The sequence below is a fragment of the Waterburya agarophytonicola KI4 genome, from assembly GCF_020640915.1.
Classification (GTDB): domain Bacteria; phylum Cyanobacteriota; class Cyanobacteriia; order Cyanobacteriales; family Xenococcaceae; genus Waterburya; species Waterburya agarophytonicola.
In genome coordinates this window covers 26,944-39,201 of sequence record NZ_JADWDC010000017.1, presented here as the reverse complement: position 1 = coordinate 39,201, position 12,258 = coordinate 26,944, and the positions used below count along the sequence as shown (strand labels likewise).

At 40.3% G+C, this 12,258-nt stretch carries 8 protein-coding genes; 3 read left to right on the top strand and 5 right to left on the bottom strand.

Features of this window, described 5'->3' with window-relative positions; all coding sequences use genetic code 11:
* Positions 1-44: 44 nt before the first annotated feature.
* Positions 45-692, bottom strand: coding sequence for a pyridoxamine 5'-phosphate oxidase (pdxH, locus tag I4641_RS09125; RefSeq protein WP_229640178.1), 648 nt, complete (start codon positions 690-692; stop codon positions 45-47).
* A 230-nt stretch (positions 693-922) separates the two neighbouring features.
* Entirely contained in the window at positions 923-5,581 is a 4,659-nt protein-coding gene (locus I4641_RS09120; protein WP_229640177.1) for a CHAT domain-containing protein, read from the bottom strand.
* A gap of 253 nt (positions 5,582-5,834) precedes the next feature.
* Between I4641_RS09120 and I4641_RS09115 the strand changes: the two genes are divergently transcribed.
* The gene (locus I4641_RS09115; protein ID WP_229640176.1) at positions 5,835-7,664 is read left to right on the top strand and encodes a ShlB/FhaC/HecB family hemolysin secretion/activation protein; all 1,830 of its coding nucleotides are present in this window, start codon (positions 5,835-5,837) and stop codon (positions 7,662-7,664) included.
* 275 nt (positions 7,665-7,939) lie between these two features.
* Here I4641_RS09115 and I4641_RS09110 read toward each other — a convergent pair whose 3' ends face one another.
* Entirely contained in the window at positions 7,940-8,248 is a 309-nt protein-coding gene (locus tag I4641_RS09110) for a hypothetical protein (protein ID WP_229640175.1), read from the bottom strand.
* A 271-nt stretch (positions 8,249-8,519) separates the two neighbouring features.
* Between I4641_RS09110 and I4641_RS09105 the strand changes: the two genes are divergently transcribed.
* Complete coding sequence (locus I4641_RS09105; RefSeq protein WP_229640174.1) at positions 8,520-9,881, top strand: DVUA0089 family protein; 1,362 nt, start codon at positions 8,520-8,522, stop codon at positions 9,879-9,881.
* A gap of 58 nt (positions 9,882-9,939) precedes the next feature.
* Here the strand turns inward: I4641_RS09105 and I4641_RS09100 are convergent, their stop codons facing one another.
* Positions 9,940-10,080 carry a hypothetical protein gene (locus tag I4641_RS09100; RefSeq protein ID WP_229640173.1) on the bottom strand — a complete coding sequence of 47 codons (141 nt, stop codon included), beginning with the start codon at positions 10,078-10,080 and terminating at the stop codon, positions 9,940-9,942.
* A complete protein-coding gene (locus I4641_RS09095; RefSeq protein ID WP_229640172.1) occupies positions 10,071-10,853 on the bottom strand; it encodes a response regulator transcription factor in 783 nt (260 codons plus the stop codon). The genes I4641_RS09100 and I4641_RS09095 overlap by 10 nt, the downstream gene beginning before the upstream one ends.
* A gap of 125 nt (positions 10,854-10,978) precedes the next feature.
* Here I4641_RS09095 and I4641_RS09090 point away from each other — a divergent pair, with 125 nt between their 5' ends.
* Positions 10,979-12,181, top strand: a complete 1,203-nt coding sequence (locus I4641_RS09090; RefSeq protein ID WP_229640171.1) for a PAS domain-containing sensor histidine kinase — start codon at positions 10,979-10,981, stop codon at positions 12,179-12,181.
* Positions 12,182-12,258 lie beyond the last annotated feature (77 nt).

The window sequence follows — 12,258 nt, the reverse complement described above, 5'->3', positions numbered from 1 at the left end:
TTTTCCGTTGAATATAATCTATCCAAAGAGCGATCGTTAAATAATCAAGGTGACAGCCTACTAATCTTCCAGCTATTATCTTGCTGTAGATCGTATACTAAGCGATCGTGAAGACGACTGGGACGACCTTGCCAAAATTCAACACGTTGGGGAATTACTCGAAATCCTCCCCAGTGTTGGGGAATAGGCACAGTTTGATCGTCGCCATATTTGGTTTGCAGATTGGCTAATTTTTCTTCCAATACCTCGCGCTTGGGAATTACTCGACTTTGATCTGAAGCCCACGCCCCCAGCTGAGAAGCCTTAGGGCGACTGTGGAAGTACTCTCTTGATTCTTCCCTATCTAACTTACTAACTGTCCCTTCAATGCGAATCTGTCTTTCTAGCTTGTTCCAATGAAAAACTAATGCTGCATAGGGGTTGGCAATTAACTGCTGTCCTTTCTGACTTTCGTAATTAGTATAAAAAACAAAACCCCTCTCATCCACCGCTTTAAGCAAGACAATTCTAGCGGTAGGTTTGCCATCGGCGCTAGCAGTAGCCAAAGTCATGGCATTGGGTTCGAGCAAATCAGCATCTAGGGCTTGTTGAAACCAAGTACCAAATTGCGAGATCGGATCGGATTTTACATCAGTCTCCGATAATCCCGCCAGAGTATAATTTTGTCTTAGATCGGCTATAGATGAATCCACGTTTTTTTTAGAAGCAATAATATACTTATTAATTTAGCAAAAGAAGTTGAATATTAATAAGTTACAAAATATAAAGCCTTCTTACTAAAACTTTCTGGTACTTTTATAGAACAAGTGGAAATTGCGATCGCCGCTATTCTGGAGATCGAAGTAGAATCGAATATGCGATCGCTTTTAATTTTTTTTGAAATCTCTTTGAAGTCAACTATTTATACTTGATGCTCAAAGAGTTACCAGGGATTACCAATAATTGTAAAAGAACTCCAATAACGAGGATGAGTCATGTCTACTACTTCAATATTTGATGGTAAATCAAAGGTTTGAGTCTCGGTAATCAGCTTTCCTGGTTCTAGACGCACTGTTTCTTCAATCATGGCTACCTGCGCCCGACGTAGTGCTTCGGCTTTGATGGGGGCATCTTTTAGTTCTTGATAGAACTTAGACATAATAGAAAGCGTACCCTGATCGTTGACATACCAAAGACTACCCAATGCTGACTTGACACCAGCTTGGTGAGCCAAACCTGCAAAGCCATATTCAACATCAGTATCGCCAAAGGCAGTTTTGCAAGCACTGAGAACCATTAATTCTACTTGAGGATTGCTCAAACCCAGTTCTCTAATTTTATCTAGTTCTAACTTGCGATCGTTAAATTGAATATAAGAGTTTTTGGGCGTGCCTGGAGTAAACTCGGCATGAGTCGCTAAATGCAAGATTCCAAAAGGATCTGAGCCTTGCATCTGTTGTAGGTTTTTAATAGTAAAGTTTTCCCCCAGGAAAGATCTACCCCCCGACCAAAGTTGTTCGGTAATGATACCAACTTCTAGCGGTACTGCGGGAAGAGGTGATAGAGAAGAGTCGCTAGGAAATGTTTCTGAACCCATTGCCAGTAACCCCAAATCTTTGACGTTTTTGTAACGAGTATCGGTGAGGCTCAAGCTAGGCATTAAACCAACGCTATATTCTTGAATTAGATATTTATCGCCATCGTGTAATGCTGCCACGGGAACAGTTCGCAAACCACTATCCATCAAGAAAACTAAGTTATTGATTTCTTGGGCATCTAATTCGGTCTTAATTGGCTCGATTAACCATTTATATAGCTGTTGAGCTTGGGGCAAAAAGTATTTTTCGGGTCGTTCGTCAAAAATACTTTGGGAAAAACGACGGGCAACTTTATCCACATCTGCCCTAGTTACCCCTTCTATTTGCTGGCGAATTGGCTGTCCTTGTTTGGTGACGGTAATCAATTCCAGGCGATCGTCGGCTTGGGGTAAAATATTGCTGTTGCGTCCTTGAATGGCATCCACTCCCGCAGGGAAAAATGCTACATAAACCAAGGCTGGTTTTGCCCCTGTAGATTCTTCAATATTGCTCAAATTTTGTTTTACTTGAGCCAAATCTACTTGAAGTCCATCTTCACCAGATGTTTTACCAAATACAGATGTGCGATTGTAGTAATTGTTATAACTGCGAGAGAAATCCGCATCAATCAAGGGTAAAAGAGTTGCTGCATAATTTTCATCATTGGCACGACTTTCAAATGCCACATTATTGGCAATGGTAAGAGGAATTTCCGACTCGTTTTCTTGGGCAGTTATTTCTTCTGGAACTTCGATATTGGGGAAGTTAGGAATAAACTCAGGCGCGATCGTTTCAGGATCTAATTCGGAGATAATGACATTAACATCCTCCCCAATAAGCTGTTCTTCTGGATTTTCCACATTAACCTCCGTTCCTTGGAGAATAATAGTACTAGCGGAAGTATTATCAATCCCAGAAATAGTACCATCGACAGTAACAGTTCCTTGTGACGTACTTAAGTTGATATTATCGCCAATAATGCTATCCACATCCACATTACCTAAGTCTCCCCCTCCATCACGGACAATTAAAGTTACATCTCCCGTACCTGCATTCAGCAGTACGTCATCAGAAACAGTAATATCGGCTACCCCAGGATCTCTAAAATCAAACTGAGTACCATTATTGCTAGTTTCGTTAGCGATAATGGTAATATCTCCATTATCAGAAATAATGCTGGAGTTAACATCAACGCTTCTTCCTGCTTGGAGAGTTAAATTTCCTCCATCACCTTCGGGATTATCAATTACAATTTCTTCGGTGGTAATCCGAATATCGTTATTTGCTTGCAGAGTTACATCCGTACCCGTGTTAGTGATGTTAGTGATTGTTGTGGAAGAAATAGCAAAAGAATCGCCAGGATTGTTAGCAAAAGTACTATTATTCTCAATTGTTTCAATCTGGGTAAAGATTGGTTGACCAGTACGAGTGATAAATGCTTCTCCAGCCTGAGATGTGCCAGATTCAGCATCAGCATTATTTGTCGCACCAATAATTACCGTATCGGAATTCAACCCTGCTATTGCGTTACCAAAACTTCCACCCCCAGAACTAGGATTGGGATTATCCAATGTTTCTAAAAGAGAACCATCATTAGAAAATAAGAAAGCTTGTCCCGCACCAAAAATATCACTATCCACATTTTCTACAGTATTCTCTGGCGCGCCTATTAATAGGTCGTCTCCAGCAGTTGCGACCGAAGTACCAAAGCCGCCAAACAAACTGCTAGTAATACTAACGTCAGGATTGGGATTATCTAATGTCAGTAACTGTGTTCCATCGCTAGAGAATAAGAAAGCTTGTCCTGCCCCAACAATATCACCCGAAGTATTCTCTGGCGCGCCTACCAAAAGGTTATTGCCAACTCCCGCTACAGAAGTTCCAAAATTGCCGAAGTTGCTATTTCCTGCTCTAGGATTAGGATTATCTAAAGTTAATAATTGCGTACCATCTGTAGAGAATAAGAAAGCTTGTCCCGCTCCTGTAATATCTCCTGATGTATTTTCAGGCGCGCCAATCAATAAATTCCCTCCACCTTCTGCGACTGAAAAACCAAAAATACCGCCGTTTACAGGATTAGGATTATCTAAGGTTTGTAATAAGTTGCCATTGCTGCGATCTAGCAAAAATGCTTGTCCTGCTCGTTCGATGCCACCCGATGTATGAGCTGGCGCGCCGACCAAAACACCATTATCGCCCACGGCTGAGACTGATACACCAAAATTTTGCTCTCTAATTAAGCCAGAGTTGAGGCTTCCTGGAAAAGTAGATTCAATATTAGGATTGTCATAAACTTGAAGTGGAGCAGTACTGTTTTTATCGAATAAAAATACTTGTCCGACTCCAGTAACTCCATTACTGGAAGTGTTGCGAGAAGCACCGACTAAGAATTGTTCTGCTCCTGCTGGTGCAACGGAAATGCCAAAAGTACCTCTTTCACTATTAGCTGCATTAGGATTGTCGTATATTACTGGATTTTGTCCGTTGCGATCGAATAAGAAAGCTTGTCCCGCACTCAAAACGCCGTCTGATGAATTATAGTTGGGCGCGCCAATTACGATATCTTCTCCTACTGTTGCCACAGAAAAAGCAAATCCGACTAAACTACCAGATTGCCCTTCTGGATTGGGATTGAATAAAGTAGCCAAAGGACTGTCTGGATCGCCGATGGTAATATTTTTGGGGTCGAGTAATAGTTCCCCTGCTTGTCCTAAAGGAGAACTCGCATCAACCGTACCTGTAAAGACTAGTAAATCTTTGCCCGAAACTTCGACTAAACCGCCATCGCCTCCATTTGTGCCACCACGGGCGGTAATTCCCCCCGTCATGCGGGTTAGGGAATCCGACCAAATGATCGCACTTCCTCCATTTCCGTTATCCGTAGCATCTACCGCAATAGTAGAATTATCGTCGACTATCGTATGAGTAGCATTGGGTATCTCTCCCCCGCCTTGATAGTCGCCCCCAATACGCACATTTCCCCCTGCATTTGTCCCAGAAGCATCAATATTTCCTGAAAGTACCCCGACTTCATTAGCTATTACGTTTACTTCTCCCCCTTCAATACCAGAGACATTAATCGTTCCAGATGCGATCGCCATTGTGGCTTCGGGAATAAAACTCGTCCCTGCATTATTAATTGCGATCGAGCCATCTTCGTTAGGAGTTAAACCAGTATCTACTTCTCCAGCACTAGTGAGTAAGGTGGGTAAATCTTTGGCAGTAAAGGGCAAGACATTACCATCGTTATCCCTGGGAGGTTCGATATCCAAACTAAGTAGATGTCCTGGTTGAGAGATACGCACGCTGCTACTTCCAGGGATAGCAGACAGGGTAACAGCACCTTCTGGGGCGGTAATTTCTCCTGTATTAATTACATTGCTACCCAGTAAAGTTAAATTATTCCCTTCCGCTAAACTCAATTCTCCATTATTAATAATCGAGCCAGAATTAGCACCGTCAAAAGCAAACTGGGTGGGAGTTCCAATCAGACTTTGATAGCTGTTTTCTCCCACTGCATTAAACCAACCATTGTCTTCAAAACCGATTCCCGTGGCGGTGCTAGCAGTGAAATCTCCTGGTACGTTTAGTTGTGCCTCCGCACCAAATATAATTCCCGCAGGATTCATCAACAAGAGGTTGGAATTGCCTCCCGTTACTTGAAGTAAACCGTTGATTATCGAAGGATCTCCACCGTTAATCCGACCTAAGATGTTGCGAATGTCGGGATTGGACATAAAGTTACCAATTTGCTCGGAAGAGAGTCCAAACTGCTCAAAACTATGAAATAGGTTTTGACCATCTCTTGAAAGACTACCCCCGTCAATATCGATTCTATTGCCATCGGTATTAATTACCGTACCCGTACCATCATTATTGGGGACAATCGGGTCTGCTAAAACATGATTTTGTCTTACCAATAAAACTGATAAGGCTAATAGTAATGGTTGACAAATTTTAGTGCTAGTTAATAAAAATTTATCTGTATGTTTAAAGTCGATCGAGCGGTTAGTAGGAGATAGCATTTTGGGCAACAAATAGTTGGTTTATATAGTGCGATCGCGATAATTGAGCTAAAAAAATAGCTGTCCACAATTTTACTACTGGTAAATATTATTGCCCTACTTATAGGCAATATTTTTATATTATTTTAATCTTGTTATGGCGATCTATCGCATAACATCTATTTAGCTAAAACAGCATTTGGCTGAATTCAAGCTTGCTTTGTACGAATTGTTGATATAAAACTTTACAGTTATTAATATAATTATTATCCGAATGAAAAAAGCAATTAATTTTGAAAGTTCCCGATACCTGTTAGCATTTGCTTCTACATTAGGCTTGATAAGTTATAGTAATTGTCAATTACAAGCAATAGCAGCAGAAAAAAAAGTTGCGGTAGAAACAGGGGGTATTACCAATAGCGGCAAGACGGATATAAGTCAAGGAGTGTTATTGAATAAAAGGGAAAACAAAGTATTAATCAGTCAAGTCAATCAAAAACCCACTCCACCTCCTCAACCTTTACCTGCCGAAACAAATTCTCCCAGACGAACCAGAGATCGGGCAACAGTGAGGTCAGAAGATGATATTGATGTTCCCATTCAGACAGTTAGAGTTAAAGGGGATACAATCCTGACTCAAGCCGAAGTAGATGGCATTGCCAAGCCATTAGAAGGTAAAACCGTTACCCTGGCAGAATTGAGGCTGGCGATCGACGATCTGACCCAAATCTATTTAGAACGGGGCTATATTACTTCTAGAGCCGTCTTAGACGAATCATCTTTAGATAGCGGTAATATCCAAATTCAAATTGTCGAAGGTTCGGTTAAACGCATTGATGTCAAGGGTACAAAACGTTTAGAAAACTACGTACGCGATCGCGTCAATTTAGCTGCGGGAACGCCCTTAAACTCAGCTAAACTCGAAGATTCGTTGCGTTTGTTGCGTCTAGATCCTCTATTTGCCAACGTAGAAGCTAGTATCAGTGCGGGAGATAACCCCGAAGTTGGACAAAGTGTAGTCGAAGTCAGAGTAACAGAAAGCGATCGCTTTAATGCCAAAGTGAGTATCGATAATTATTCTCCTCCTAGTGTTGGTGGAGAAAGATTGGGGCTTAAAGCCGATTATCGCAGTTTATTTCGGGGGGGAGATACAATTACTGCCAGTTTCTATCCTCGATTTTCAGCCTTGACCGACACCTTTGATTTTGGTTTGGAATATCAAATTCCCGTTAATGCTAGAAATGGCACAGTCACAACAGGAATTAATATTAATCGCAACGAAGTAATTAATCCGATTGGTGAAGAACTTGACGATCTAGAAATTGAAGGAGAAAGCGAAAGATTCAATCTAGGTTTTCGTCAGCCCATTATTCAAAATCCGCGACAAGAATTAGCTCTCTCTTTGGGTTTTGATTACCAAGACGGACAAACTTTATTATTTCAATCAGGTTTCCCTTTTGGTCTGGGTTCGGATGAAAATGGTGAAACCACCACCAGCGTCCTTAGATTCGGTCAGGAATACATCAAAAGACAAGTTTCTGGGGCTTGGGCATTTAGATCCCAATTTAATTTAGGTTTTGGTGCTTTTGGTGCGACGGAAAACGAAGAGCCAATTCCCGACGGTCAATTTATTAGCTGGCTGGGACAGATGCAGCGGGTACAAGTTCTCAATAGCGATAACTTTCTGGTAATTCAGGCAGACATTCAGTTAACCCCTGATGGTTTATTACCTTCCCAACAATTTGTTATTGGTGGGGGTCAATCAGTACGAGGCTATCGCCAAAACGTACGCTCTGGGGATAATGGCTTAGTTATTTCGGTAGAAGATCGTTGGGCTTTATTTAAAAATCAGGCGGGAGAGACAACTTTTACCTTTACTCCTTTTTTCAACTTGGGTACAGTCTGGAATCAAGGGGATAACCCCAACCCATTACCAGACCAAACCTTTATTGCAGCCTTGGGGGTTGGCTTTATCTGGGAACCTATAAATGGTTTAAACTTGCGCTTAAACTATGCTCCCCCCCTAGTCAGCTTGGATGACAAGGGAGACAATATTCAAGATGATGGTCTTCACTTTAGTTTGGATTATGGATTTTCGTTTTAAATCCATAACTTTGTTGGTGCAATGGGTTCGATCTCATTATCCCAACCGCCACCTGAAACATATTGCGGAGTAGAACTAATATTTCTAGTTTTGATGTGCGCTCGATCCATTGCCAGAAAGTAGCTAGAGGTCGATTGAGAGTTAATGGTAAGTTGATTACAGAGTAGGGGATGATATTCTGGATTAAAATGCGATCGCTAGGTAACGATTCGCCTAGTCTTTCGAGAAATCTGGCAGATCTAAGAGAATTTTTAAAAGAGCTTTTACCAATACCATCAAGATAGACAATTGTAGTGGGGTGCGGTAGTAGTTATTTTCTCAAGCGGCGATAGGGTTGGGCGATAAGACAAAGTCCTGCGATCGCTCTGACCATCATACCATCCTGCCCACCAGCCCAAAGCTTCAAATGGTGCGAGTAAACCCGCCAAAACTAAAGTAATACCAATAATTCTTCCGCTATCGATTAACAAATCGAATATTTGATTTTGTATGATTCCATAGCATTTCACCCACAGGGCATTAGCAGGAGACAAAAAAGCAACCACACTTAATGCTAATAAAATTAATCCTAGACGCTTCAACATTAGTCGGTTCTGTTTAGCACAATCATCAAATTATATTATCTGCGATCAATTTTTATCTCGATCGCCATTAAGCACACATTCAAAAAAAAATTTGTAATAGATCGATCATTTTGAGCTATGATGGAAGCAACTACATAAAGTACTCAATTTAAAGTATTGGGCGTTAAGGCTATAGACTGAGTAAAACAAAATCGTTACTGGCTCAACAATTCTGCGTATTTTACTCCTCGTAGCCAGTGGATAGTTTTGAAAATTTTTAGGAGTAAATCTCATGTCTATCGAACCGAATGATATTATTGCTGATGCTAATGACACTGGAGTAAGTTCTGAAGGAACTCGCAACACTGTTATTGAAGGTACTATCGATCCCAACAGCGATGTCGATTTATATCGATTTCAAGCTAATGCAGGAGAGGGTGTAATTATAGATATAGATGCTGATGAATTCTCGTCTGGTTTAGATCCAATTCTGCGTTTATTTGACGGATCGGGTAATGAATTGGCTGTCAGCGACGATAATCCTGCCCCAGGAGAAGATTCTTCTTTAGATTCTTATCTTACGTTTATTCCTGATATCAGTGGGGATTATTATGTCGGGGTCAGCAGCTTTTCTAACTTTAATTACGATGCAGTTAATGGCGGTAGTAATGATGATTCTGCTAGCAGTAGTGGTGATTACCAACTGAATCTAAGTTTGGTGGAAGTACAACCAGATGACGATCCCGATAATACTATTTCTGAAGCGGGAGATAGTGGCGTAAGTTCAGGGGGACAGAATACGGTTGTCATTCAAGAAAGCATCGATCCTCAAGGTGATGTAGATGTATTCAAGTTTCAATTAAACGAAGGAGATCGAGTAACTCTAAACATCAACGCCCAACAAATAGATTCTGGATTAGATCCCATTTTGCGCCTGTTTGATGAATTTGGCAACGAGTTAGCGGTAAACGACGATAATGAAGCACCTGGAGAAAATTTTTCTTTAGATTCCTATATCGATTTTACTGCTGCTACTACGGGCGAATATTATGTGGGAGTTAGTGCTTTTGCTAACTTTGACTATGATGCGGTTAATGGTAGAACTAATTTTGATGTCGATAATTCCTTTAGTACGGGAGATTACGAACTAGTCATCAACGCTTTTAACAATGTTGAAGGTACAGATCGTCGAGACGTATTGATCGGCACTCAGAGAAATGATTCTATTCAAGGAAAGAATGGGAACGATATTCTGACTGGGCGAGGAGGAAACGATAATCTGCTTGGCGGTGCTGATAACGATATTTTGACTGGCAATGATGGCAACGATACCCTTATCGGTGGCGATGGCTCTGATCGCCTACTTGGTAATAATGGTGACGATGTGCTACAGGGAAATTCAGGCAGCAATTCCTATTATGGCGGTCAAGGCGCAGATATTTTTGTAATATCTAGCGATAGTGGAGTCGATGATGTCATTTATGACTTTCGTGATGGTACGGACAAAATTCTGATTCAAGGTGCTAGCTTCTTTGATGCAACCATTGAAAGTGCTGATTTTGGCTTTAGTACTTCTATTTCGGTCTTCGACAATCCCGTGGCAACACTGATAGGAGTCGATCCGAACAATATCTCAGAAGATGATTTTGCCTAATAGGAAAAGAGATCGCTCTATTGAGTCGAGATATCGTAATAGTAGGGCGATCTACAGCTTAACTATCTTCTGGAGAATTTCCCAGTAAATTGGAAATATCCGTTTTATCTGGGAGGATAGGTAAACCGCTATGAAAAGTACCCTTATTAAATAAAGCGATCGCCATAAGAAACTCATAACCCAACTGATTTATGAGCAATTTGTATTTTCTAAAGAACTATTTCGCCATAAATTAGGAGAAGTTCCGTGTAGTCGCTTAAACTGACGAATAAAATAGCTCGTGTCTACATAACCTGTATCGATCGCAATTTGTGATATTGTTTTCTCTGTATCGAGCAAGAGTTGGCGAGCTTTATCCATCCGTCTTTGGACGATCCACTGTTTAACGGTACGTCCAGTTTTTTGTCGCATAAAATTGGTTAAATATGCAGGGGAATAACCAAGGTTAGATGCAACTTCTTTTAGTTCAAGGGGTCGATCAAAATTTGCTTCAATAAATTCAAACACTTTGGTTGTTTTGCTACACTTGGATAGTTCCTCGCGATCGAAGAAAGATTTAGAATCAGGAGTATTAAAGTCGGCAGCGTAGCTTTTTTGCAATTCCTCTTTTCTTCTTAATCTAGTGGTAATTGCTGTTAAAAATCGCTCGATATTACAAGGTTTGGTTAAATAGTCTTCTGCCCCTAAATCCATCCCCAATCTAAGATCGAACATAGAAACTTTCGCCGTCAGAAAGATAACAGGTATTGCCAGAGTAGATATTTTTTGACGCAGAATAGAAAGTACATCATAGCCATTCATTTCTGGCATCATAATGTCACATACAATCAAATCTGGACAATGTTCTTGAGCTAATTTTATTCCTGTTTTACCGTTGTCTGCACCGATCGCTTTAAACCCTTCAAATTTTAGACAGTTAAGCAAGACTTTCCTAGTTTGTGCCTCATCTTCGATGACTAAAATTGTTTTCATGGGCGATCGTAATCTCTTAACTGCAATTTAATTTGTTATCTCCAATAAATATCTAAATCAAGCATCAAGCAGTAGCTAAAGATACAATAGCTACTACGAAAAAACTTGCGATCGTCTCAAAGATTATGCAACAAGGATCTAATCGACAAACTGATATTGAATTAGCAAATTTGCGTCGCCAACATCAACTAATCCTCAACTCTGTCGGGGAAGGTGTTTATGGCTTGGATGCGATGGGAAATGTTACCTTTGTTAATCCTGCTGCTGCATCATTAATTGGCTGGGAAATGGACGATTTGATTGGTAAATCGATGCACGCTATTTTGCATCACTCTAAACCCGATGGTACTGTTTATCCCCGCGAAGAATGCCATATTTACGCTGCTTTTAAAGAAGGTACTGTGCGTCGCGTGGATAATGAAGTCTTTTGGCGCAAAGACGGTACTAGCTTCCCCGTGGAATATATTAGTACACCAATGCACAATGAAAAAAATCAGTTAGTTGGTTCTGTGGTTACATTTCGTGATATTACTCAACGCAAACTTAGCGAGTCTATTTTACAACGAGCAAATGAAGAATTAGAGCAACGAGTTATCGAACGCACCTCAGAATTGAGTAAAGCCAACGAACAATTACAACAACTGAATGAAGATCGATCGCGGTTTGTAGCGATGATATGCCATGAATTCCGCAATCCTTTGAATAATATTTCTTTTTCCGTATCTTCTTTAAAACGTTACGATCGCCAACTTTCGGCTCAAGAAAAAATTGAATATTTATCAGATGTTGAAACCAACATTGATCGCATGACTCAAATGACTAACGAACTTTTAGTTATTGGTCAAATAGAGACAGAAGGAATTAATCTTAGCTCTGAAAAAATAGATTTAGTTGGATTTTGTCAAGAATTAATAGCCGAACTAAAACACACTTACTCTGCCCGTGAAATTCAATTTAACAGCAATATATCTTTTTTAGAATCTGAAATAGATTGCCGACTATTGAGGTCTATTTTAACTAATGTTTTGACTAATTCAGTTAGATATTCTCAAGGCGATAAATTAATCGAATTTGAGCTTAATTTTCAAAGTGATCGGGCTATTTTTACCATTAAAGATTGGGGAATTGGAATTCCCAAGGGTGATATAAATAAAATTTTTACACCTTTTCATCGAGGAAAGAATGTTAGTAATATTCCTGGTACGGGTTTGGGTTTGAATATAGTTAAAAGGTTTATCGATCTTCTAAATGGTGAGATAAACATCAGCAGTAAAGTCAATCAGGGTACTACAGTTCAAATAGAAATTCCTCTTCACGGCGATCGATAAAAAATCCTACTTTTGCTAAAAGTAGTTCAATGCCAAGCTATCTACTTTTCTGGTATCCTCAAGTTGAGCTTACTGTT